Origin of the sequence: Ramlibacter albus (assembly GCF_014297445.1) — a bacterium.
GTDB classification, from domain to species: Bacteria; Pseudomonadota; Gammaproteobacteria; order Burkholderiales; family Burkholderiaceae_C; genus Ramlibacter; species Ramlibacter albus.
This window is the reverse complement of sequence record NZ_JACORU010000002.1, coordinates 259,720-281,833: the sequence shown is the minus strand read 5'-3', so window position 1 is coordinate 281,833 and position 22,114 is coordinate 259,720. Positions and strand designations below refer to the sequence as shown.

Sequence of the window (22,114 nt, the reverse complement as noted above, 5' to 3'; positions counted from 1 at the left end):
ACGTGTTGAAGCGCGCGGTCCTGGCTGTCCTGGCGTTGCTCGCCCTGCTGGTTGCGGCAGTGGCGATCAATACCGTGCGCCAGGGTTCGCGCCAGCTCGACGTGCCGCCTGCGCCGCCGGTGGCCGTCGACGAGAAGGCAGTCGCCGACAAGCTTGCCCAGGCGGTGCGGCTGCGCACGGTTTCGGTCCGCGAGGACCCGAAGGCCAACGAAGCCGAGTTCCGCAAGCTGCACGAGCTTCTGCGGCAGCGCTTCCCGCTCGCCCACCAGAAGTTGAAGCTTGAGACGGTCAATGGCCTGAGCCTCGTCTACACGTGGCAAGGCAGCGACGCAAAGGCCAAGCCGATCCTGCTGATGGCGCACCAGGACGTGGTGCCGGTGTCGCCGGGTACCGAGTCGCGCTGGAAGGCGGACCCGTTTGCGGGCGAGGTGAAGGACGGCTACATCTGGGGTCGCGGCGCATGGGACGACAAGAGCCGCGTGATCGCGCAGCTCGAAGCCGCTGAGCTGCTGCTGGCCGGCGGTTTCCAGCCGAAGCAGACGGTGTATTTCGCGTTCGGCCATGATGAAGAGGTCAACGGCCCCAACGGCGCGCAGCAGATCGTCAAGCTGTTCCAGGAGCGCAAGCTGCGCTTCGACTTCGTGCTGGACGAAGGTTCCGTCATCACGAACGGCATCATCGCCGGCATCGACAAGCCGGTGGCCGTGATCGGCCTGGCCGAAAAGGGCTACGCGACCGTCACCCTCAAGGCCGCCGGCCAACCAGGGCACTCATCGATGCCGCCGGCGCCCGGCACGAGCGCCATCGGCCAGCTCGCCGCCGTGCTGCACCGGCTGGACACCGAGCAGCCGCCCGCGTCTTTCCATGGCGTCGCGCGCGAGATGTTCGAGACGCTCGCGCCCGAGTTCGGCGGCTTCCAGCGCGTGGCGCTGTCGAACCTGTGGCTCTTCGAGCCGCTGGTGCGGCCGAAGCTGGAGCAGTCGCGCGCCACCAACGCGCTGCTGCGCACGACGACCGCGCTCACCATCGTCGGCGGCGGCAACAAGGACAACGTGCTGCCCGGCAATGCCGAGGCCACGGTCAATTTCCGCATGGTTCCGGGCGACACGGCGCAAACGGTGCTGCAGCACGTGCGCAGCAAGGGGGGCGAGGGCGTGCAGGCCGCGCTGGCCGAAGGCGGCTCCGACCCATCGCCGGTGTCGCGCACCGACGCCGGCGGCTACCAGCTGATCGCGCGTACGCTGCGCGCGCAGTTCCCGGGCATCGTCGTCACGCCGGGCCTCGTGCTCACCGGCACCGACTCGCATCACTTCACCCCCGTGGCCGACCAGGTCTACCGCTTCTCCCCGGTGCGCGTCACCTCGGAAGACCTGCCGCGGCTGCACGGCATCGACGAGCGCATCGGCGTGGCCAACCTCGCCGAGCTCGTGCGCTTCTACCACCAGCTCATCCGCAACGCTTCGCAAGAAAGGCCCTCGCCATGACCAACGCCCTGATCGTCTCCACCGCCCGCACGCCGCTCACCAAGAGCTGGAAGGGCGCGTTCAACATGACCCATGGCGCGACGCTGGGCGGCCACGCCGTCAAGCACGCGGTGCAGCGCGCGGGTGTCGACCCCGCCGCCATCGAGGACGTGCTCATGGGCTGCGCCAACCCCGAAGGCGCGACCGGCGCCAACATCGCGCGCCAGATCGCGCTGATGGCGGACCTGCCGATCACCGTGTCGGGCGCTACCGTCAACCGCTTCTGCTCGTCGGGCCTGCAGACCATTGCGATGGCCTCGCAGCGCGTGATCGCGGGCGAGGGCGACGTGTTCGTGGCCGGCGGCGTCGAGAGCATCTCGTGCGTGCAGCAGGAGATGAACCAGCACATGCTGCGCGACCTGGCGCTGGCCGAGAAGAAGCCGGAGATCTACTGGTCGATGCTGCAGACGGCCGAACAGGTGGCCAAGCGCTACAACATCAGCCGCGACGACATGGACTTCTATGGCGCCCGCAGCCAGCAGCGTGCCTGCGCCGCGCAGGCCGAAGGCAAGTTCAACGACGAGATCGCGCCGATCACGGTGAAGGCCGGTGTCGCGGACGCGGTGATGGGCCTCATCACGAAGGAAGTGACCGTCAGCAAGGACGAAGGCCTGCGCGAAGGCACGACCAAGGAAGGCATCAGCGGCATCAAGCCGGCGCTGCCGGGTGGCGTGATCACGGCCGGCAACGCCAGCCAGTTCTCCGACGGGGCCGGCGCGTGCGTGGTCGTGAGCGAGGAGTACGCCGGCAAGAACAACCTCAAGCCCATGGGCCGCTTCCTGGGCTTTGCGGTGGCCGGCTGCGAGCCCGACGAAATGGGCATCGGGCCCGTGTTCGCCGTGCCCAAGGTGCTGAAGAAGTTGGGCCTGAAGGTGTCCGACATCGACCTGTGGGAGCTGAACGAGGCGTTCGCCGTGCAGGTCATGTATTGCCGCGACAAGCTGGGCATCCCGGACGACCGCCTGAACGTCAACGGCGGCGCCATCGCCGTCGGCCACCCGTACGGCGTGTCGGGCCAGCGCCTGACGGGCCATGCGCTGATCGAAGGCAAGCGCCGCGGTGCGAAGAAGGTCGTCGTGACGATGTGCATCGGCGGCGGCATGGGCGCGGCGGGCGTGTTCGAAGTCCTGTAACGCAATGCCTTATCGCCCGACCCTCGACTTCCTGCTGTACGACTGGCTGAAGGTCGGGCAACTCGCGCAGCGCCCCCGCTTCGCCGACCACTCGCGCGAGACCTTCGACGCGGTGCTCGACACCTGCGAGAAGATCGCGCGCGAGAAGTACGCGCCGTTCAACCGCCTCGTCGACACCGAGGAGCCGCGCTTCGACGGCGAGAAGGTGATCCTGCCGCGTGCGACCCACGAGGCGCACAAGGCCTTCGTCGAGTCGGGCATGCTCAGCGCCGCGCAGGACTACGAAATCGGCGGCATGCAATTGCCGTACACCGTGGAGGCTGCCGCCAGCTCGTTCTTCGCGCTCGCCTCGGCTTCGATGGGCAGCGGCATGCTCACCGTGGGCAATGCCAACCTGCTGATGGCGCACGGCACCGAGCTGCAGAAGAAGGTGTTCGCGCTGAACGAATTCAGCGGGCGCTGGTCGGGCACGATGTGCCTGTCGGAGCCGCAGGCGGGCTCGTCGCTCTCCGACGTCGCCACGCGCGCCACGCTCGAAGACGAGAACGACCCGCTCGGGCCGCGCTATCGCCTCAAAGGCAACAAGATGTGGATCTCGGCGGGCGAACACGAGCTCACCGAGAACATCATCCACCTCGTGCTGGCGAAGATCCCGGGTCCGGACGGCAAGCTCGTGCCCGGTACGAAGGGCATCTCGCTCTTCATCGTGCCCAAGAAGCTGGTGGACACCGAAGGCAACCTCACCGGCAAGCGCAACGACGTCGCGCTCGCGGGCCTGAACCACAAGCTGGGCTGGCGCGGCACGACCAACACGCTGCTGAATTTCGGCGAACGCGAAGGCGCCGTCGGCTACCTCGTGGGGCGGCCGGGCGAAGGCCTGCGCTGCATGTTCCACATGATGAACGAGGCGCGCATCGGCGTCGGGCTCGCCGCAGTGATGCTTGGCTTCGCGGGCTACTACGCTTCGCTCGAGTACGCGAAGAACCGGCCGCAGGGCCGCCCGGTGGGGCCCGCAGGCAAGGACCCCGGCCAACCGCAGGTGCGCATCATCGAGCATGCCGACGTCAAGCGCATGCTGCTCGCGCAGAAGTCGTACTGCGAAGGCTCGCTCGCCCTGGAGCTGTATTGCGCGCGCCTGGTCGACGAGCAGCACACCGGCGACGAAGCCTCGAAGGAAGAAGCCCGCCTGCTGCTCGAAGTGCTGACGCCCATCGCCAAGAGCTGGCCCAGCGAGAACTGCCTCGAAGCCAACTCGCTGGCGATCCAGGTCCACGGCGGCTACGGCTACACGCGCGACTTCCCCGTCGAGCAGTACTGGCGCGACCAGCGCCTGAACATGATCCACGAGGGCACGCACGGTATCCAGGCCACGGATCTGCTCGGCCGCAAGGTCGTGATGGAAGGCGGCAAGGGCCTGCAGCTGCTCGCCGGGCGCATCAACGCGACCATCGAGCGCGCGATCCAGAAGCCAGAGCTCGCCGAGCACGCCAACGCACTCGCGACGGCGCTGCAAAAGGTAGGCGCCGCAACGAAGGCGGCCTGGGCCACCGGCAACCCGGCCGACGCGCTCGCGAACGCCGTGCCGTACATGCAATCGTTCGGGCATCTCGTCATCGCCTGGCTGTGGCTGGACGTGGTGCTGGCCGAAGACAAGCCCGACGAGGGCAGGGCGCGTGCCGCGCGCTATTTCTTCCACTACGAGCTGCCCAAGCTCGGCGCGTGGCTGCGCGTCGTCGAAACGCGCGACCCCACGTGCGCGGACATGCCCGAGGACGCGTTCTGACAGAGAATCGAGCGATGACAAGGACGATCCAGCAACTCTTCGACCTCGAGGGCCGCACGGCCCTCATCACCGGCGGCTCGCGCGGCCTCGGCCTGCAGATGGCGCACGCGCTCGGCGAGGCCGGCGCCAAAGTGATGCTCTCCGCCCGCAAGGAAGGCGAGCTCGAGGAAGCCGTGGCCGAACTGCAGGCCGCCAACATCGACGCGCGGTGGATCGCCGCCGACTGCGCGAAGGAGGCCGACATCCACCGCCTTGCCGACGAGACGATGGCCCGCATGGGCGACATCGACATCCTCGTCAACAACGCCGGCGCCACCTGGGGCGCGCCCGCCGAGGAGCACCCGGTCGAGGCATGGGACAAGGTGATGAACCTGAACGTGCGCGGCTATTTCCTGCTGGCGCAGCACGTCGCGCGCGCGAGCATGATCCCGCGCAAGCGCGGCCGCATCATCAACATCTCGTCCATCGCGGGCCTGGGCGGCAACCCGCCCGAGCTGCGCATGGTGGCGTACAATACCTCGAAGGGCGCGGTGGTCACCTTCACGCAGGCGCTGGCTTGTGAATGGGGCCGCCACGGCATCAACGTCAACGCCATCTGCCCCGGCTTCTTCCCGAGCAAGATGACCAAGGGCGTGCTCAGCGAGCACGGGGACGAGTTCGCGTCGCATGCGCCGCTCAACCGCCTCGGCGACGACGAGGACCTCAAGGGCCTCACCCTGCTCTTCGCGTCCGACGCGGGCAAGCACATCACCGGCCAGTGGGTCGCGGTGGACGGCGGCGTCAGCGTGATCACCGGGGGTTGAATGGCTTCGAAAACCTTCGGCGTCACCATCCCCTTCGTTCACCACCTCGGCTTCGAGATGGTGGAGATGAAGGACGGCCACTCGCACCTCGAATGGGCCCCGAAGCCCGAGCACATGAACAGCTTCGAGGTCACGCACGGCGGCGGGGTGATGACCTTCCTCGACGTGATCATGGCCACCGCGGCGCGCAGCGTCGAGGAGTCCATGGGCGTGGTCACCATCGAGATGAAGACGACCTTCATGCGCCCGGCCGTGGGCCAGCTCACGGGCAGGGGCCGCGTGATGCACCGCACCCGCAGCATGGCTTTCTGCGAGGGTGCGATCCACGACGCCAACGGCGACGTGTGCGCCCATGCCACCGGCACGTTCAAGTACGTCGCTCGCCGGACCGACCGCATTTCCACCGACTGAAGGAGGCCACCATGCCCCAGAACAAGCAGATCCTGCTGGACAACCGCCCGCAGGGCGAAGCCAGCGTCTCCAACTTCAAGCTCGTGACGACGGAGACGCCCGCGCTGAAGGACGGCGAGGTGCTCGTGAAGCACCACTACATGAGCCTCGACCCTTACATGCGTGGCCGCATGAACGACGCCAAGAGCTACGCGCAGCCGCAGGAGCTGGGCAAGGTGATGCAGGGCGGCACCGTCGGCGAGGTCGTCGAGAGCAAGTCGCCGAAGTACAAGGTCGGCGACAAGGTGGTCGGCATGGGCGGCTGGCAGGAATACGCCGTGGTCGATGCCGAGAAGGGCTACCTGCAGAAGGTGGACACCACGCACGTGCCGATCTCGCACTACCTCGGCGCTGTGGGCATGCCGGGCGTGACGGCCTGGTATGGCCTGAACCGCATCATCGCGCCCAAGGCCGGCGAGACGGTCGTGGTGAGCGCGGCGAGCGGCGCGGTGGGCAGCGCGTTCGGTGCGCTCGCGAAGGCGCGCGGCTTGCGCGCCGTGGGCATCGCCGGCGGCAAGGACAAGTGCGACTACGCGGTCAAGGAGATCGGCTTCGATGCGTGCGTCGACTACAAGCAGCACGAGGACGCCGCCTCGCTGTCGAAGGCATTGAAGGACGCTTGCCCGAACGGCATCGACGGCTATTTCGAGAACGTCGGCGGCATGGTGATGGACGCAGTGATGCTGCGCCTCAACTCGTTCGCGCGCATCGCGCTGTGCGGCATGATCGCTGGCTACAACGGCAAGCCGGTGCCGATGTCCTACCCGCAGCTGCTGCTGACGAACCGCGTGAAGCTCGAAGGCTTCATCGTCAGCGAGCACATGGACGTGTGGCCCGAGGCGCTCAAGGAGCTGGGCATGCTGGTGGGCAGCGGCAAGTTCCGCCCGCGCGAGTCGGTCGCCGAGGGCCTCGAAGCGGCGCCCGAGGCATTCCTCGGCATGCTGAAGGGGAAGAACTTCGGCAAGCAGGTGGTGAAGCTGGCCTGAGCGTCAGGCCTGCGGCAACCGCTGGACGATCCGCACGGACGTGGGGTCGCCCGCCGAGCCCGCGTTCTTGCGGTCCTGGGCTTGCCGCCATCGGACCGCTTCGATGTGCCTGTATTTGCGGCCCTTGCCCTTGCTCCCCAGCTTGAGGAACAGGGCCTGCACCTCCCTCGGCAGGCGCTTGTTGCGCGATGCATCATGGTGGGAGCTGGGCCCGGAAGCTGCGACGCCGTCGCGGCGCGGCACCGGGGCGACGGCTGATGCCTGCTGCTCCTTGCGGTCGGCGATGACCGCCCGGCGGGTGGCTTCAGCGGAAGTCTCCACGCGCGGCTGCGGGCGCCGCTGGGGCCCCCGGTTGGCCCGCTCCTGCATGTGCCACGTGACAGCGGCGGCGGCTGCTGCAGCGCCTTCGAATACCAACGCCTGCTCCTGCGCCGGCTCGGCAACTTCGTACCACGGCCGGTTGAGCTTCGCGCGGGATTCGCGGTATTCGATGAGCATCTGGATGTCGAGGCCTTCGCAGTCCTGGCAGTCGGCCATCTCGGAGCCCAGGAAGGCTTCGTAACGGACCGTATTGGCGCACAGGATGCGCAGCGCCGCCGCCATGCGCTGCTGCACGGGCCGGTCGCTGCCCTGCAGCGCCTCGCAGAGCACTTCCACGTCGGAGGAGTCGTTGAAGCCTTCGAGAAGGTGCCCCGTGAACGAGTTCTGCCGCAACGCCACGGCAAGCCCATGCGCGAGCTTCGTGAGTTCCGCCCTCGTGAAGAAGGCGTGCTTCCCCAAGGTTTCCACGTGGACGTTCAGGACGACAAGCGCCACGGCCGGCCAGAAAGTAGCGCCCGGCTCGTGACTCGCGTCGATCAGCCCTTCGGCCACCGCAAGCGCCGCGCGCGCCGGCTCACCGCCTGCCTGCGTGCTGCGCCAGAGGTCGTGCGACCAGACGGACTGGTGCGTCGTGCGGTCGCGCCAGGCCTGGACCTGCCTTTCCGGGTGACCGGTCTTCCAGTCGCAAAGGCCCGTTCGAAAGAGTGTCGTCAGCTGATGCTCGACCTGGCGGGCGTCGAGCGGGCGGTACGGCCACTGCATCATCTCGCGATCCGCTTCGATGGTGTCGTACTCGATCAACCCCGACGCGAGGGCCTGGTACGCGTGGTCGACGGTGGCGCCTGCCCGCCAGCCGATCAAAGCGCCGGCCGACCCGCCGACCGCGGCCAGCGGCAAGGACAGCCCGAAGGGGAACCCGACAGCGGCACCCGCAGCCACGCCGAGGCCGCCCCAGAACATCACGGGTGGCGCCGCCGCGAGCGTTGCCGCCGGGTTGCTGCAACAGGTGGTGCGCGGCGCGGCGCCCTGGGCGGCCGCCAGTTGCCGGTCCTCGATGTGCGGCGGCCCCTCGCCGGCCGCGGGGCCGGGCGAGGCTTGCCCCGCCATCGCCAGCGGCGCATCGTCGGTTTGAACGCGGCCGGCGAGCGCGCTTGCCTTCACGTCGGGCGGTCCCTTGGATTCGCCACGTGGGTCGGGGGCTTTGGGGCGGGAGGTATTCGTGGTCGGGGCTTGCATGGTTCGAATGGGTGGCCATGCCTAGCCGGTGGTTCCGCGTCGGTGCGCGGCTTATGCGGGAGAAAGCAGGTGGTGAAGCTGGCGTGAGCCCTGATCCGTCACTGCGCTGTCGCACCCGCCGCGGTCGCCCCGAGCACCATGGCCTTCACCTGCGGGGGCGCGTCCGGCCGCAGCACGCCGAACAACCGCACGATTCGCAGCAGCCCCCTGCCGGAGTCGGACCCTGTGCGGTAAACCCCGACGAGGTCATGATCGAGGCCGCGGCGCGACAGCCTGAAATTGCACACGGCGACCTCGGTGTGCTGCGGCGGGATGCCGCGCGAGAATTGCAGTTCCTGCGTTGCCGGGACATACACGGCGCGCAAGACGTGGCGCCCGAACCTGGCATCGAAGTAGATGCCCGGTGCAGCCAGCGCGCATGCGGCGATGCCGGTGAACGCGTCTCGGGCGCTCACGGGCTCCGCGCCGGCCGCGGCGTGCAGGACCTCCGTTGGCTGGACCTGCTCCTGCGCCTGCGCTTCCACCCGAGCCCGAGCCTGAGCCTGTGCCATCCCGTCCGCGAACTCGGGCGCGAACAGGCCGCCCCTGACCAGCAGCCGCAGCAGGGGCGCGCTCGGCGGCTTGTGGTGGACCTCCGTGTGCTCGCGCTTGCCGTCGTGCGTGACGATCGCAAGCGCCGCCGCGACCTCGGCACTGAAAGGGCCCTGCCAGCGGATGGTGGTGGCCTCGCACGCCGTGACGAAGTCCTCGCGGTAAACCGGCGCCAGGTCCGCGCGCTCGCGCAGGATGTCGAGCTGGCGGTTCGTCACGCGCACCTGGAGCTGTTCACCGTCGACCTGCAGGGCGACCGTGAGGTTCCGGCCGTTCAGTAGCGCGTCGCGCACATCGTGGCGGGCGATCAATGCGACCGGCGCCGCCATGCGCACGGCGCCGGGCGGCTGCACGCGGCTCTGGCCGGCGAGCGCGCCCGTGCCGGCCGGTTCGGGAAGATGGATGTGGACCTTGGATTCCGCTGAAGAGACGAAGGGCTGCGGGGCAAGTTTGTGCGGGGACATGGTTCTGGGTGGCCCGGGCTGGTGCATCGTTCCCCGCCCGGCGTAAAGTCGGCGCGAGGAGACCGCCATGCACCCGACCCACGAAGTGCTCAACCAGCCCGAGCCGCTGGCCGACTACAACGTCTTCGAGACGAACCGTGCGTTGCGGGCCGCGTTGGAACACAACGCGCCGCAACTCGACATTGCCCCGCTTGCCCGCCTCGGTGCGCTGCTGGGCTCGCACGAGATGCAGCAGCACGCCCGCCTGGCCAACGTGCACACGCCGCAGCTGCGCACGCACGACCGCTTCGGCCACCGCATCGACCAGGTGGAGTTCCACCCCAGCTACCACGAGCTGATGAAAGCCGCGGTCGCCGCGGGCCTGCACGGCGCCCCGTGGGCTGGTGGCGGGTCGGCCCACGTCCTGCGCGCAGCCGGCTTCATGCTGTTCACCGAGCTGGAGCCCTCCATCCTGTGTCCCATCTCGATGACTTACGCGGTAACGCCCGCGCTGCGCGGCAACGCGGCAATCTACCGCGACTGGAGCCCGAAGCTCGCGAGCCGCGAGTACGACCCCGCCCTGAAACTGTGGAAGGACAAGCCCGGCCTCACGATGGGCATGGGCATGACCGAGAAGCAGGGCGGTTCGGACGTGCGCGCGAACACGACGCAGGCCGTGCCGGACGGCAACGACGGTTGGGGCGCGCGCTACCGCGTCACCGGCCACAAGTGGTTCTTCTCCGCGCCGATGTGCGACGCCTTCCTCATCCTCGCGCAGACGGCCGCGGGCCTGTCGTGCCTGTTCCTGCCGCGCGTGCTGCCTGACGGCTCGCTCAACGCGGTCCGCATCCAGCGCCTGAAGGACAAGCTGGGCAACAAGGCCAACGCCAGCTCCGAAGTGGAGTTCGAAGAGGCGGCCGCATGGCTGGTGGGCGACGAGGGCCGCGGCGTGCCGCAGATCCTGGAGATGGGCACCATGACGCGCCTGGACTGCGCACTGGGCACCAGCGGCCTGATGCGACAGGCGCTTTCCATCGCGCTGAACCACACGCAACAGCGCATGGCCTTCGGCAAGAAGCTCATCGACCAGCCCCTGATGCGCAACGTGCTCGCGGACCTTGCGCTCGAGTCCGAAGCCGCCACCGCGCTCTCCATCCGCCTTGCACGTGCCTTCGACCGCAAGGACGACCCGCACGAAGCCGCGATGGCGCGCCTGCTCACGCCCGTGGCCAAGTTCTGGATCTGCAAGCGCGGCGCCGCGTTCGCGCAGGAGGCGATGGAGTGCCTGGGCGGCAACGGTTACGTGGAAGAGGGCGGCGAAGGCATCATGGCCCGCATCTACCGCGAGATGCCGCTCAACTCCATCTGGGAAGGCGCGGGCAACATCATGGCGCTGGACCTGCTGCGGGCGCTGCGCAAGGGCGACGCGGCGGCGGCGCTGGCCGCCGAGCTGGCGCCCGCGAAGGGGCAGCATGCGGCGCTGGACAGGCTGGCCGCCGCACTGCCGGCGCGGGTGGAAGCGATGGCGACGGAGATGGAGGCGCGGCGGCTGGCGCAGGACGTGGCGCTGGCCGTGCAGGCGGCGCTTCTTGGCCGGACCGCGCCGCCGGCGGTCTTCTCCGCATTCTGCGACTCGCGCCTGGGTGGCGATTGGGGTTACGCTTTCGGTTCGCTGCCGGCCACGGCCGGGTTCGACACGATCATCCAACGCGCGCAGCCGCACTAGACGCCCGATGAACGACCTCATCCTCCACCACTACGCGAGCTCCCCGTTCTCCGAGAAGGTGCGCCTGATCCTCGGCTTCAAGAAGCTGCCCTGGCGCTCGGTGATGATCCCGCCGATCCTGCCCAAGCCGGATGTCGTGGCCCTCACGGGCGGCTACCGCAAGACGCCGGTGCTGCAGGTCGGGGCGGACGTGTACTGCGACACCGCGCTCATCTGCGACGTGCTGGAACACCTGCGCCCCGAGCCCACGCTGTACCCGCCGCACCTCAAGGGCGTTTGCCGCATCTTCGCGCAATGGGCGGACACCACGCTCTTCTGGGCCGCGATGGGCTACAACCTGCAGCCGAAGGGCGCGCAGCACGTCTTCGCGAAGGCGCCGCCCGAAGCGGCGAAGGCGTTCGCGGAAGACCGCAAGGCGATGAGCGCCAACATGACGCGCCTGCGGCCCGGGGACGCAACCTCGGCCTACCGCTCCTACCTGCGCCGCATCGCCAACATGGCCGACGAGCACGACTTCCTCTTCGGCGCCGAGCCCTGCGTGGCCGACTTCGCGGCCTACCACGGCATCTGGTACACGCGCACGCAGGTGCCGGTCCTGGCGGACATCCTGAACGCCACGCCCGCGGTGGGCGAATGGATGAACCGCATGGAGGCGCTGGGCCACGGGCAGATGACGACGTTCGATTCGACGGCGGCCCTGGAGGTCGCCAAGGCCGTCGACCCGCTGCCCCCGAGCGGCAAGCTGCTGGTGGACAGCGCGTTCCAGGACGACCACGGCATCGCGCTGGGCGAGCAGGTGACGATCACCGCCGAGGCCTTCGGGCCCGAGCCGACGCAAGGCAAGCTGATCGCGGCCACGCGCACGCACTACTCGATCGAGCGGGAGCATGAGCTCACGGGCGTCGTGCACGTGCACTTCCCGCGCATCGGGTACGTGCTGAGGAAGGCGGACGCTGCGTGACATGACGGCACCCGCGCTCGGCTTGCGGCTGTTCGACACGGCCATCGGCCCGTGCGGCATCGCGTGGAGCGCGAAGGCCCTGGTGGGCGTGCAGCTGCCGGAAGGGACGCCGCAGCAGACGCTCGCGAGGATGCAGCGGCGTTTCCCGGAAGCGGTGGAGGGCGCGGGCCCGGCCTTCGTACAGGTCGCCGTGCGCCGCATCCAGGCGCTGCTCGAAGGCGCGCACGACAGCCTGGCGGATATCCCGCTGGACATGGACGGCGTCCCCGCGTTCAACCAGCGCGTCTATGCGGTGGCCCGCGCGATCCCGCCTGGCCGCGTGCTGACCTACGGCGACGTGGCCCGCGCCATCGGTGAGCCCGGGGCGTCGCGCGCGGTCGGGCAGGCACTGGGGCACAACCCCTTTGCGCCGGTGATCCCCTGCCATCGCGTGCTGGCGGCCGGCGGCCGCTCGGGTGGCTTTTCCGCAACGGGCGGCGCCGCGACGAAGCTGAGGATGCTGGAGATCGAGAAGGCGCAGTTCGGCAAGGAGCCAGGGCTGTTCGACTGAGACTTCTGCATGGGGCGCGATGGCACAAGGCGCGCCTAGCATCGGCGCATGTCCCCCATCTCTCCTGAAACCGTCAACGTCGACGGCCTCATCGATCGCGTCGTCGCTGCCGTCGACAAGGACTGGCTCGCGCCGGCCTCCCACCGCAACATCATCGTGCTCGCACTTTGGGACCGGCCCGACCTCGTCGCCGGGGCCGACGTGCCCGGCGTCAGCCGGCTCGCCGCGGCCGTCACGAGCGCCGCGCGCCGCGGCAAGGCGTCCGCGCTGAACGAGATGGCGCATGCCGTCGAGACGCTGCGCTTCTCGCGGGGCGCGATGGCCGAAGTGGAGGCCGCGCTTGAGGAACTGCTGCGCGGCGCCATCGCAATGCCGCAGGCGCTGCGGCGCGTGATCGAGTGCTACGCGGCCGAGGTCACGAGCAACCCAGGCTGAGCGCCTGCAGCGGCTTGCCGCTCTTCGGCTCGAACACCACCAGGTTCACCTGCCGCGCGCGCTGGCCTTCGGCTGCGACGGCGCGCAGCTTCAGTTGCTGCACGCCCTGGTATTGCCCCACCGGCACGTACTGGCGCACCACGAAGTCGTGCTGCAGGTATTCGCCGGCGTTCTCGCCGGCTTTCACCTTGCTGCTGTGGCCGTGTTCGGTGACCGTCCAGTACGCGGCCCAGTTCGCCTGCGCATTCGAGGGAGTGACGCTGGCTTCGAATGCGTCGCCATCCGTCCGTGCGAGGCGGATCGCCACTTGCGAAGGCTCGCCGCGGCCCGCGAGCGCACTCGAGTAATCGCGCCAGTCCTGCCCATTGCGCACCAGCTGCGGCGTGTAGATGCCGCGCTGGCCGTTCTTCGCGGCGACCTCGCGCTGGCGTGCGGTGTGCGACGGCGCGGCGAAACGGTCCACCCACCCGATGTAGTCCCAGTAGCCCACGTGGAACGCTTGCGCCACGACCCGGCCCTGCGCGGCGGCGGTTTTGAGCTGCGAGAGCCAGCGGTCGGCCGGGGGGCAGGAGCTGCAGCCTTCGGAGGTGTAGAGCTCGAGGACGGGCGTGACTTGCGCGCCGGAGACCGCCTCGCACGTGTTCGGCGCGGCGAGGGCGCCGCCGGCGCAGGCGAGCGAGGCGAGCGCGGCGGCGCACAGTGGCGAAGAGGGCATGATGCGGCTCCTTCCGAAGCTGATGGTACGCCTCGTGAGTCGCATGGGTGCCGCCGTTCTTACGGCGGGCAGGGCGACACGCCAGCCTGGATGTCCCCGGATCGAGCCGGGCGGGCCGGCTGCGTCCAGCCCGGCACGCCCATCCTCAGCGGCGCATCGCGGCGCGCATGCGGTCGCCGAGCGTCGGGCGCTCGTCCACGACCGGGATGTCCTCCGCGGCGAGCGTCGAGGGCGGCACGCTCACCGGCCGGCCGTCCAGGCGGCGCTCCAGCTCGCCCAGGCGCGTGGCCAGCACCCGGTTCATCGCGTCGAGCTGCGCGCGCAGCTCGCGCTGGTGTTCGAGGCGTGCCTTCTCCAGCTCGGTGGCGGCGATGGCGTCGCGCTGGCGCATCTCCTTCAGTTGCGCGTCGAGGTACGTGCGCAGCTCGGTGAAGCGCGAAGCCTCGGCGCGGTCGGCGAGCTCGCGGTGCCGCTCGATCTCCTTGGCCTGCGCGCGGAAGTCGACGAAGTTGCGCGTCTCGGCGATGGCGCCGGTCAGCATCGATGCGAGCAGGATGAGCACCACGAAGCCGAGCATCACCCAGCCGAGCGATGCATCGACGGTGGCGATGCCGAAATTCAGCGGCGTGCTGCGCGAGAACTCGCCCATGTTGAGGGCGACGAAACCGGCCGCAGCCAGCAGGACCAGGACGATGAGCGTGAAACGGGCGCGCATGAAATTCTCCCCAGCGGTGTTGCTCATGGATTGTTGGTATGGCCGCGCTGGCACCTTGTCGGCGCACATGCCGTCTCGCTGTCCGCGCCGTGTGGCAAACTCGCGCGCTCCCTCGGGAGAGTTCCCCTTTTGGTTGTTACAGATATGTTGAAGATCCTGAGGCAGATCGCTGCCGAACTCCGCGTGCAGGAGCAGCAGGTGCGCGCCGCGGTCGAGCTGCTCGATGGCGGCGCCACGGTGCCATTTGTCGCCCGCTACCGCAAGGAGGCCACCGGCGGCCTCGACGACACCCAGCTGCGCGAGCTGGAATACCGCCTGGGCTACCTGCGCGAGCTCGAGGAGCGCCGCGAAGCGGTGCTCAAGAGCATCGAGGAACAGGGCAAGCTCACGCGCGAGCTGCGCGCCGCCATCGAGGCCGCGCCGACCAAGCAGGAGCTGGAAGACCTCTACCTGCCGTACAAGCCGAAGCGCCGCACCAAGGGGCAGATCGCGCGCGAGTTCGGCATCGAGCCGCTTGCGGACAAGCTGTTCGCGGACCCGACGCTGGACCCGCAGGCGGAAGCCGCGGCCTTCGTCAAGAAGGAGAAGGGCGAGGGCGGCGAGGATTTCACCACCGTTGGCGCCGTGCTCGACGGCGTGCGCGACATCCTCTCCGAACGCTGGGCCGAAGACGCCGCGCTGGTGCAGCAGCTGCGCGAGTGGCTGTGGAGCGAAGGGCTGCTGAAGTCCAAGCTGGCTGCAGGCAAGGACGAGAACAACGCGGACGTCGCGAAGTTCCGCGACTACTTCGACTACGACGAGCCGATCGGGCGCGTGCCTTCGCATCGTGCCCTGGCCGTGTTCCGTGGGCGTGCGCTTGAAATCCTCGACGCGAAGCTCGCGCTGCCGGAGGAGCCGGAGCCTGGCAAGCCGTCGATCGCCGAAGGCAAGATCGCGCTGCACCTCGGCTGGAGCCACAAGGCGCGCGCGGCCGACGATTTGATCCGCAAATGCGTGGCGTGGACGTGGCGCGTGAAGCTGCAGCTTTCCACCGAGCGCGACCTGTTCGCGCGCCTTCGTGAAGAAGCGGAGAAGGTGGCGATCAAGGTGTTCGCGGACAACCTGCGCGACCTGCTGCTCGCCGCGCCTGCCGGTCCGCGCGTGGTGATGGGACTGGACCCCGGCATCCGCACCGGCGTGAAGGTGGCCGTGGTGGATGCCACCGGCAAGCTGGTGGAGACCGCGACCGTCTACCCGCACGAGCCGCGCCGCGACTGGGATGGTTCGCTGCACACGCTGGCGCTGCTCACGCGCAAGCACGGCGTGAACCTGATCGCCATCGGCAACGGCACGGCGTCGCGCGAGACGGACAAGCTGGCCGCGGACCTCATCAAGCTTTTCGCCTCGCACGGCGAAGGCGCGAAGATCGACAAGGTCGTCGTCAGCGAAGCGGGCGCCTCGGTCTACTCCGCCAGCGAATTCGCCGCGCAGGAGATGCCCGACGTGGACGTGAGCCTGCGCGGGGCGGCGAGCATCGCGCGGCGCCTGCAGGACCCGCTGGCCGAGCTGGTGAAGATCGAGCCGAAGTCCATCGGCGTGGGCCAGTACCAGCACGACGTGAACCAGAGCGAACTGGCACGCGCACTGGACGCGGTGGTGGAAGACTGCGTGAACTCCGTCGGCGTGGACCTGAACACGGCCAGCGTGCCGCTGCTGTCGCGCGTGTCGGGCCTGTCCGGCGCGGTGGCGAAGGCGGTGGTGCGCTGGCGTGAATCGCACGGCGCGTTCAGGAGCCGGCAACAGCTGCTGGAGGTGAGCGGCCTCGGGCCCAAGACCTTCGAGCAGAGCGCGGGCTTCCTGCGCATCCGCGGCGGTGACAACCCGCTGGACATGACGGGCGTGCACCCGGAAACCTATCCCGTCGTCGAGAAGATCCTTGCACAGGCGAAGAAGCCGGTGCAGGAGCTGATGGGCCGCGCGGAAATCCTCAAGACGCTCAAGCCCGAGCTCTTCGCCAACGAGAGGTTCGGCGTGATCACCGTGAAGGACATCCTCGGCGAGCTGGAAAAGCCGGGGCGCGACCCGCGGCCGGACTTCAAGGTGGCGCGCTTCAACGAAGGTGTGGACGACATCAAGGACCTGCAGCCCGGCATGGAGCTGGAAGGCACCGTGAGCAACGTCGCAGCCTTCGGCGCGTTCGTCGACCTCGGTGTCCACCAGGACGGCCTCGTGCACGTGAGCCAGCTCTCGCACAAGTTCGTCAAGGACGCGCGCGAGGTGGTGAAGACCGGCGACATCGTGAAGGTGAAGGTGCTGGAGGTCGATGCGGCCCGCAAGCGCATCAGCCTGACCATGAAGCTGGGCGAGGCGCCGCGGCAAGGCGGCGGCAGCAACCGGTTCGAGGGCATGGCGCGTGGGCAGCGCGCGCCGCGGCAGGAGCAGCTGGGCTCGGCGATGCAGGGCGCGTTCGCGAAACTGCAAGGCCTTCGCAAGTAGCAGGTATTGTCATTGGGGGCTTGACCCGCAATCCATCGGTGCGTGTCACCGCGCGGCGATGGGCCCCGGATCAAGTCCGGGGTGACAGCGCGTCGCGCAATGACACAATCGCGGCCATGCAAGCGCTTCGCATTTACGCCGGCCCGCTCGCGCGCAAGCACATCGAGCAGCAGGGCCTGCGCCCGCAGGACATCGGCGTCGTCCCGGGCGCCGCAGGCGGTCCCAAGGGCCTCATCCTCGGCCCGCTCGACCGCTTCATCTTCGGCGAGTGGCTCACGCGATCGCAGCAGCCCGTGCATCTCGTCGGCGCGTCCATCGGCGCGTGGCGCATGGCGACCGCATGCCTCGATGAAGCCGTCACCGCCTTCGAACGCCTGGAGCGCGACTACATCGCGCAGGACTACGAGTTGCCCCCCGGCCGCAAGGCACCGACGGCCGAACACGTGAGCGAGAAGTTCGGCGAGAACCTCGCATCCTTCTACGGGGGCCGCATCGCGCAGGTGCTGCAGCACCCGCGCTACAAACTCCATATCGTCACCTCGCGCGGCCGGCACGTACTGCGCCGCGAGCACAAGCTCGGCACGCCGCTGGGTTATCTCGGCGCGTTCCTGAGCAACACGGTGCACCGCAAGGCAATGGGCGCATGGCTGGAGCGCGTGGTGTTTTCCGCACCCGGCGTCACCGACCTGCCTTTCGCCACGCACGACTACCGCACGCGGCAGGTGCCGCTTTCCGAAGAGAACTTCAACGCGGCCCTGCAGGCCAGCTGCTCGATCCCCTTCGTGCTCAAGGCCATCCACGACATCCCCGGCGCGCCCCCGGGCGCGTACTGGGACGGCGGCATCACCGACTACCACCTGCACCTGAACTACCGCGCGCTGCACGGCGCGGACATCGTGCTGTACCCGCATTTCCAGAAGGCGGTGGTGCCCGGCTGGCTGGACAAGGGCTTCAAGTGGCGCCATAGGCCCACGAGCTTCCTGGACAACACGATCGTCCTCGCGCCGAACCCCGAATGGGTGCTGAAGCTGCCGAACGCGAAGCTGCCGGACCGCACCGATTTCCCGCGCTATGGCACCGACCTGCAGGCTCGCATGAAAGTGTGGAACGAAGCAGTGGGCGCGTCCCGGCAGCTCGCCGATGAATTCGCCGCGTGGCTGGAGCAGCCGGACCTGAAGCACGTGGGTCCCTTGTGAGCATCGAGGGCGGCGCCGACGCGCGCGTGCTCGGGTGGGACCTGCTGCGCGGGCTGTGCGCGCTGACGGTCGCAAGCTACCACCTGCTTTACTGGCTGAAGATCGTGGAGCTGCCGGCGCTGGGCACTTACGGCGTCTACCTGTTCTTCGTGCTCTCGGGCGCGAGCCTCGCCTACAACTACGACGCGGCGCGCGTGCGCGGCGCGCGCAACATGGCGAGCTTCCTCTTCGCGCGGTGGATGCGCCTCGCGCCGCTGTACCTGCTGCTGTGCCCGCTGTACCTCGCGATGCTGGCGTGGCACACAGGCGGTTGGCCGGGTGCGATTCCCGAACGGCTGGCGCTCAATGCCACCTTCGCGTTCGGGCTGTGGGACCCGGCGCTCACCGCCATCCTGATCGGCGGCTGGTCGCTCGGCATCGAGTTCGTGTTCTACCTGTTCTTCCCGCTCATCACGCGCGTGCTGCCCAACGCGTTGTGGCGCAACGCACTCTTCGCCGCGCTCGTGCTGCTGCAGTGGGCGTGGATCTACGGGACCGTGGGCGCGAAGGGCTGGACCGACGGCGTTGTGGATTACCACCAGGTGCCCGGTTTCGCCGCGTACTTTTTCGGCGGCTGCATCATCGGCCACCTGCGGCGCGAGCGGGACCTGGGGCTTCCGATCGGCGTGGGACTGGCGACGTGGCTGGGGATGGGCGTGCTGCTCTTCCTGCTCATGCCGCACCAGGCCGGTGACGAGCTGCTCGGCGTGCGTGGGGCGCTTCTGTTCACCGCGTGCTTCGCAGTGGTGTTCTTCAGCGGGCAGGTGAGGGTGCCCGGTTCCATGCGCGATCTCGCGGCCTGGCTGGGCGACGTCACGTACGGCTGCTACCTGCTGCACCCGATCGTGATGTGGTCGTTCCTGTGGTTCTGGCTGCCTGCGGCGCCCGGCATGGAAACCGGGCGGCGCGTGGCGCTGCTCGTCGGCGTGCTTGCGATCACGTGCATGCTCGCCACGTTCAGCGAGCGCTGGGTCGAACGCCCGTTCCGCCGCTGGGCGCGACGGCTGTCATTGCGGGCTTGACCCGCAATCCATCACAGCGACACCGCCAGCATCTCCTCGTAATCCCGCGCGCTCGCCTCGCGCGGATTCGTCTTGTGGCAATGGTCCGCCAGCGCGCCCTTGATGATCTTGTCGAACCACTCGCGCTGCACGCCCATCTCGCCCAGCCCCGAGGGCAAACCGAGACGCGCATTCATGTCCTTGATCGCCTCGGGAATGTCGGAGGTCGACTTCAAGCCCATCGCATGCGCCATGCGCTCCAGCCGCTGGTCCTTGCGCACCGACTCGGCCGATGCATTGAAGTTGACGACGGCCGGCAGGAACATCGCATTGAGCGTGCCGTGGTGCAGCCGCGGGTCGACCCCACCCAGGCTGTGGCTGAGCGAATGCACGCAGCCCAGGCCCTTCTGGAAAGCCATCGCGCCCTGCATCGACGCGCTCATCAGGTTGAACCGCGCCTCGCGGTCGCTGCCGTCGCGCGTGGCGCGCTCGATGTGCGCCCAGCCGCGCTGCAGGCCGTCGAGCGCGATGCCGTCGGCGGGCGGGTTGAACGCAGCCGCCATGAATGTCTCCATGCAGTGCGCAATGGCGTCCATGCCCGTAGCGGCGGTCAGCTTGGGCGGCAGGCCCAGCGTGAGCTCGGGGTCGCAGATGGCGGTCTTGGGCACGAGGTGCCAGGAGTGGAAGCCGAGCTTGCGGTGATCGTCCACGATGATGATGGCGCCGCGGGCCACTTCGCTGCCCGTGCCGCTGGTGGTGGGCACCGCGATCAGCGGCGCGGCCTTGTCCGTGATGCGCGGCGAGCCGCCCTCGATGGTGGCGTAGTGGGTGAGCGGGCCTTCGTGCGTGGCCGCGATCGCCACGCCCTTGGCGCAGTCGATGGCCGAGCCGCCACCCACCGCGATGAGGCCGTCGCAGTTGCTGGCCTTGTAGATCTCCGCGGCCGCGCGCACCGCCGCCTCGGTGGGGTTCGACGGCGTCTGGTCGAACACTGCGTACGGCAGGCCGGGGATCGCGTCGATCGCCTTCTGCAGCACGCCCGCGGCCTTGACGCCGGGGTCGGTGACGATCAGCGGCCTGGTGATGCCGACGCGCTCGCATTCCTGCTTGAGCAGCTTGACCGCGCCGAAGTCGAACTGCACCTGGGTGACGTAATAAATGAAGGCCATGATTGCACCTGTACGATCGAACGCCCGACTTTAAGCCAAACCCCGAACCCGTGTTCCTGCCCGAATACCCGCAGCTCACCGTGCCCATGCGGTCCATCCTCGAGCGCATGTCGCGCGTGTCGGCCGCTCCGATGCACACGCTTTCACCACAACAGGCTCGGGCCGCGTACGAGCAGGGGGCGGGCATCCTCGAGGTGCCGAAGGCGCAGTTGGCGCGCGTGGAAGAGCTGCAGGTGCCTGTCAGCGGTGGCGCGGCCATTCCGGCGCGCCTCTATGCACCGTCCGACGAGACCTTGCCGGCCCTCGTGTATTTCCACGGCGGCGGCTTCACCATCGGCAGCGTCGACTCGCACGACACCCTGTGCCGGGAACTGGCGCGGCTGGCCGGCTGCGCGGTGGTGTCGGTGGGGTACCGGCTCGCACCGGAGCAGCGCTTTCCGGTTGCCGTGGACGATTCGTGGGCGGCCCTGCAATGGGTGGCTGGGAGCGCGGGCGAACTGCGCGTCGATGCGTCGCGGCTCGCCGTCGGCGGCGACAGCGCCGGCGGCACGCTCGCCGCGGTCTGCGCGATCCTCGCACGCGACGCGCGCCTGCCGCTGAAGCTGCAACTGCTGTTCTACCCCGGCTGCGCCGCACGCCAGGAGGCGCCCTCGCACCTGCGCTACGGCCACGGCCTGATCCTCGAGCAGGCGCACATCGAATACTTCTTCCGCAACTACATCGACGACGCCGACCGCGCGGACTGGCGCTTCGCGCCGCTCAACGCGCCGGACGTGGACGACGTGGCGCCCGCGTGGTTCGGCCTGGCCGAGTGCGACCCGCTCGTGGACGACGGCATCGCCTACGCGGATAAACTGCGGGCGGCAGGCGTGGCGGTGGACCTGGAGATCTACCGCGGCGTCACGCATGAATTCATCAAGATGGGGCGGGCGCTGCGCGAGGCGCGCCAGGCGCACGCGGATGCGGCGGCCGCCCTCGCGAAGGCTTTCGAATGAAAAGACAGGATTTCCGTTTCTTCCACCGCCTGCGCGTGCGCTGGGCCGAGGTGGACATGCAGAAGATCGTCTTCAACGCCCACTACCTGATGTACTTCGACACGGCGGTGGCGGACTACTGGCGTGCCCTGGCGATGCCGTACGAGGAGTCGATGCACCAGCTGGACGGCGACCTGTACGTCAAGAAGGCGACGGTGGAGTTCAACGCCTCCGCGCGCATGGACGACATGTTGGACGTGGGCATGAAGTGCGGCCGCATCGGCAATTCGTCCATCCAGTTCCTGGGCGCCATCTTCCGCGGTGAGGAACTGTTGATTACCTGCGAGCTGATCTACGTGTTCGCCAATCCCGAGACGCAGACGTCGAAGCCCGTGCCCGCGAAGCTGCGCGAGATGCTCACGGGCTTCGAAGCCGGCGAGCCGATGATCGAGGTGAAGACCGGCCGCTGGAGCGAGCTGGGGCCGGACGCGCAACGTATCCGCACCGAGGTGTTCGTCAACGAGCAGCGCATCCCGGCCGACCTCGAATGGGATGAGGCCGACAAGGACGCCGTGCATGCCGTCGCGTACAACCGCCTCGGCCGCGCGGTGGCCACCGGCCGGCTGCTGCGCCAGGGCGACGGCAAGGTGAAGATCGGCCGCATGGCGGTCGACAAGGTGCTGCGCGGGTGCGGTTTTGGCGAGGCGGTTCTCAAGGCGCTGGCGCAGGAGGCGCACGCCGCCGGCGACAAGCTCATCGTGCTGCACGCGCAGCGCACCGCCGAGAAGTTCTACGCCAAGCTCGGCTTCCGCGTGCACGGCCAGCCTTTCGAGGAAGCCGGCATCCCGCACGTCGAGATGCACGGCGACCTGCCGCTGGCGCACTGAAC

20 protein-coding genes are annotated in these 22,114 nt (G+C 68.8%); 15 read left to right on the top strand and 5 right to left on the bottom strand.

Going from position 1 to position 22,114, the window contains the following annotated elements; genetic code table 11:
* The first annotated feature begins 2 nt into the window (after positions 1–2).
* Genes H8R02_RS08120 through H8R02_RS08095 form a run of 6 tightly spaced genes read left to right on the top strand, consistent with a single transcriptional unit; the run spans position 3 to position 6,678 of the window.
* The gene (locus H8R02_RS08120) at positions 3–1,484 is read left to right on the top strand and encodes a M20 family peptidase (protein WP_187080882.1); all 1,482 of its coding nucleotides are present in this window, start codon (positions 3–5) and stop codon (positions 1,482–1,484) included.
* Positions 1,481–2,656: an acetyl-CoA C-acyltransferase gene (locus H8R02_RS08115; RefSeq protein WP_187080881.1), complete on the top strand. Its 1,176-nt coding sequence runs from the start codon at positions 1,481–1,483 to the stop codon at positions 2,654–2,656. Before H8R02_RS08120 ends, H8R02_RS08115 begins: the two co-directional genes overlap by 4 nt.
* A gap of 4 nt (positions 2,657–2,660) precedes the next feature.
* Positions 2,661–4,439 (top strand): acyl-CoA dehydrogenase, encoded by a 1,779-nt coding sequence (locus tag H8R02_RS08110; protein ID WP_187080880.1) that lies wholly within the window; start codon positions 2,661–2,663, stop codon positions 4,437–4,439.
* Positions 4,440–4,453: 14 nt separating this feature from the next.
* Positions 4,454–5,242 carry an SDR family oxidoreductase gene (locus H8R02_RS08105; protein WP_187080879.1) on the top strand — a complete coding sequence of 263 codons (789 nt, stop codon included), beginning with the start codon at positions 4,454–4,456 and terminating at the stop codon, positions 5,240–5,242.
* Positions 5,243–5,653, top strand: coding sequence for a PaaI family thioesterase (locus H8R02_RS08100; RefSeq protein WP_187080878.1), 411 nt, complete (start codon positions 5,243–5,245; stop codon positions 5,651–5,653).
* A gap of 11 nt (positions 5,654–5,664) precedes the next feature.
* The gene (locus tag H8R02_RS08095) at positions 5,665–6,678 is read left to right on the top strand and encodes an NADP-dependent oxidoreductase (protein ID WP_187080877.1); all 1,014 of its coding nucleotides are present in this window, start codon (positions 5,665–5,667) and stop codon (positions 6,676–6,678) included.
* A 3-nt stretch (positions 6,679–6,681) separates the two neighbouring features.
* On the opposite strand, the gene H8R02_RS08090 is transcribed toward H8R02_RS08095, so the two are convergent.
* Both H8R02_RS08090 and H8R02_RS08085 read right to left on the bottom strand, forming a co-directional pair.
* Entirely contained in the window at positions 6,682–8,235 is a 1,554-nt protein-coding gene (locus H8R02_RS08090; RefSeq protein ID WP_187080876.1) for a hypothetical protein, read from the bottom strand.
* 98 nt (positions 8,236–8,333) lie between these two features.
* Positions 8,334–9,290: a hypothetical protein gene (locus H8R02_RS08085; protein ID WP_187080875.1), complete on the bottom strand. Its 957-nt coding sequence runs from the start codon at positions 9,288–9,290 to the stop codon at positions 8,334–8,336.
* A 67-nt stretch (positions 9,291–9,357) separates the two neighbouring features.
* Here H8R02_RS08085 and H8R02_RS08080 point away from each other — a divergent pair, with 67 nt between their 5' ends.
* The 4 genes from H8R02_RS08080 to H8R02_RS08065 are packed head-to-tail and all read left to right on the top strand — an operon-like array spanning position 9,358 to position 12,941.
* Entirely contained in the window at positions 9,358–10,995 is a 1,638-nt protein-coding gene (locus H8R02_RS08080) for an isovaleryl-CoA dehydrogenase (RefSeq protein ID WP_187080874.1), read from the top strand.
* 7 nt (positions 10,996–11,002) lie between these two features.
* On the top strand, positions 11,003–11,956 hold the full coding sequence (locus H8R02_RS08075) for a glutathione S-transferase family protein (RefSeq protein ID WP_187080873.1): 954 nt from the start codon (positions 11,003–11,005) through the stop codon (positions 11,954–11,956).
* A gap of 1 nt (position 11,957) precedes the next feature.
* The gene (locus H8R02_RS08070) at positions 11,958–12,506 is read left to right on the top strand and encodes a methylated-DNA--[protein]-cysteine S-methyltransferase (RefSeq protein ID WP_187080872.1); all 549 of its coding nucleotides are present in this window, start codon (positions 11,958–11,960) and stop codon (positions 12,504–12,506) included.
* 48 nt (positions 12,507–12,554) lie between these two features.
* On the top strand, positions 12,555–12,941 hold the full coding sequence (locus H8R02_RS08065) for a hypothetical protein (RefSeq protein ID WP_187080871.1): 387 nt from the start codon (positions 12,555–12,557) through the stop codon (positions 12,939–12,941).
* On the opposite strand, the gene H8R02_RS08060 is transcribed toward H8R02_RS08065, so the two are convergent.
* Positions 12,922–13,656 (bottom strand): DUF1223 domain-containing protein, encoded by a 735-nt coding sequence (locus tag H8R02_RS08060; protein WP_187080870.1) that lies wholly within the window; start codon positions 13,654–13,656, stop codon positions 12,922–12,924. The two genes, H8R02_RS08065 and H8R02_RS08060, sit on opposite strands and share 20 nt — an antisense overlap.
* Before the next feature lie 145 nt (positions 13,657–13,801).
* Complete coding sequence (locus tag H8R02_RS08055) at positions 13,802–14,398, bottom strand: hypothetical protein (protein WP_187080869.1); 597 nt, start codon at positions 14,396–14,398, stop codon at positions 13,802–13,804.
* Positions 14,399–14,515: 117 nt separating this feature from the next.
* Here H8R02_RS08055 and H8R02_RS08050 point away from each other — a divergent pair, with 117 nt between their 5' ends.
* The 3 genes from H8R02_RS08050 to H8R02_RS08040 all read left to right on the top strand — a co-directional run bounded on the left by H8R02_RS08050 (position 14,516) and on the right by H8R02_RS08040 (position 19,103).
* The gene (locus tag H8R02_RS08050; protein WP_187080868.1) at positions 14,516–16,846 is read left to right on the top strand and encodes a Tex family protein; all 2,331 of its coding nucleotides are present in this window, start codon (positions 14,516–14,518) and stop codon (positions 16,844–16,846) included.
* Between the two features lie 116 nt (positions 16,847–16,962).
* Positions 16,963–18,042, top strand: a complete 1,080-nt coding sequence (locus H8R02_RS08045; RefSeq protein ID WP_187080867.1) for a patatin-like phospholipase domain-containing protein — start codon at positions 16,963–16,965, stop codon at positions 18,040–18,042.
* A complete protein-coding gene (locus H8R02_RS08040; RefSeq protein WP_187080866.1) occupies positions 18,039–19,103 on the top strand; it encodes an acyltransferase family protein in 1,065 nt (354 codons plus the stop codon). Before H8R02_RS08045 ends, H8R02_RS08040 begins: the two co-directional genes overlap by 4 nt.
* A gap of 11 nt (positions 19,104–19,114) precedes the next feature.
* Here H8R02_RS08040 and gbd read toward each other — a convergent pair whose 3' ends face one another.
* Entirely contained in the window at positions 19,115–20,251 is a 1,137-nt protein-coding gene (gene gbd, locus H8R02_RS08035; RefSeq protein WP_187080865.1) for a 4-hydroxybutyrate dehydrogenase, read from the bottom strand.
* Between the two features lie 86 nt (positions 20,252–20,337).
* On the opposite strand from gbd, the gene H8R02_RS08030 reads away from it, so the two are divergent.
* Entirely contained in the window at positions 20,338–21,246 is a 909-nt protein-coding gene (locus H8R02_RS08030; RefSeq protein ID WP_187081113.1) for an alpha/beta hydrolase, read from the top strand.
* A complete protein-coding gene (locus tag H8R02_RS08025; protein ID WP_187080864.1) occupies positions 21,243–22,112 on the top strand; it encodes a YbgC/FadM family acyl-CoA thioesterase in 870 nt (289 codons plus the stop codon). Before H8R02_RS08030 ends, H8R02_RS08025 begins: the two co-directional genes overlap by 4 nt.
* Positions 22,113–22,114 lie beyond the last annotated feature (2 nt).

Excerpts from the sequence above, each read along its gene's own strand:
- H8R02_RS08115 (WP_187080881.1), top strand. The coding sequence starts at position 1,481 with ATGACCAACGCCCTGATCGTCTCCACCGCCCGCACGCCGCTCACCAAG.
- H8R02_RS08110 (WP_187080880.1), top strand. The coding sequence starts at position 2,661 with ATGCCTTATCGCCCGACCCTCGACTTCCTGCTGTACGACTGGCTGAAG.
- H8R02_RS08105 (WP_187080879.1), top strand. The coding sequence starts at position 4,454 with ATGACAAGGACGATCCAGCAACTCTTCGACCTCGAGGGCCGCACGGCC.
- H8R02_RS08100 (WP_187080878.1), top strand. The coding sequence starts at position 5,243 with ATGGCTTCGAAAACCTTCGGCGTCACCATCCCCTTCGTTCACCACCTC.
- H8R02_RS08095 (WP_187080877.1), top strand. The coding sequence starts at position 5,665 with ATGCCCCAGAACAAGCAGATCCTGCTGGACAACCGCCCGCAGGGCGAA.
- H8R02_RS08090 (WP_187080876.1), bottom strand. The coding sequence starts at position 8,235 with ATGCAAGCCCCGACCACGAATACCTCCCGCCCCAAAGCCCCCGACCCA.
- H8R02_RS08085 (WP_187080875.1), bottom strand. The coding sequence starts at position 9,290 with ATGTCCCCGCACAAACTTGCCCCGCAGCCCTTCGTCTCTTCAGCGGAA.
- H8R02_RS08080 (WP_187080874.1), top strand. The coding sequence starts at position 9,358 with ATGCACCCGACCCACGAAGTGCTCAACCAGCCCGAGCCGCTGGCCGAC.
- H8R02_RS08075 (WP_187080873.1), top strand. The coding sequence starts at position 11,003 with ATGAACGACCTCATCCTCCACCACTACGCGAGCTCCCCGTTCTCCGAG.
- H8R02_RS08070 (WP_187080872.1), top strand. The coding sequence starts at position 11,958 with ATGACGGCACCCGCGCTCGGCTTGCGGCTGTTCGACACGGCCATCGGC.
- H8R02_RS08065 (WP_187080871.1), top strand. The coding sequence starts at position 12,555 with ATGTCCCCCATCTCTCCTGAAACCGTCAACGTCGACGGCCTCATCGAT.
- H8R02_RS08060 (WP_187080870.1), bottom strand. The coding sequence starts at position 13,656 with ATGCCCTCTTCGCCACTGTGCGCCGCCGCGCTCGCCTCGCTCGCCTGC.
- H8R02_RS08055 (WP_187080869.1), bottom strand. The coding sequence starts at position 14,398 with ATGAGCAACACCGCTGGGGAGAATTTCATGCGCGCCCGTTTCACGCTC.
- H8R02_RS08050 (WP_187080868.1), top strand. The coding sequence starts at position 14,516 with ATGTTGAAGATCCTGAGGCAGATCGCTGCCGAACTCCGCGTGCAGGAG.
- H8R02_RS08045 (WP_187080867.1), top strand. The coding sequence starts at position 16,963 with ATGCAAGCGCTTCGCATTTACGCCGGCCCGCTCGCGCGCAAGCACATC.
- gbd (WP_187080865.1), bottom strand. The coding sequence starts at position 20,251 with ATGGCCTTCATTTATTACGTCACCCAGGTGCAGTTCGACTTCGGCGCG.
- H8R02_RS08030 (WP_187081113.1), top strand. The coding sequence starts at position 20,338 with ATGCGGTCCATCCTCGAGCGCATGTCGCGCGTGTCGGCCGCTCCGATG.
- H8R02_RS08025 (WP_187080864.1), top strand. The coding sequence starts at position 21,243 with ATGAAAAGACAGGATTTCCGTTTCTTCCACCGCCTGCGCGTGCGCTGG.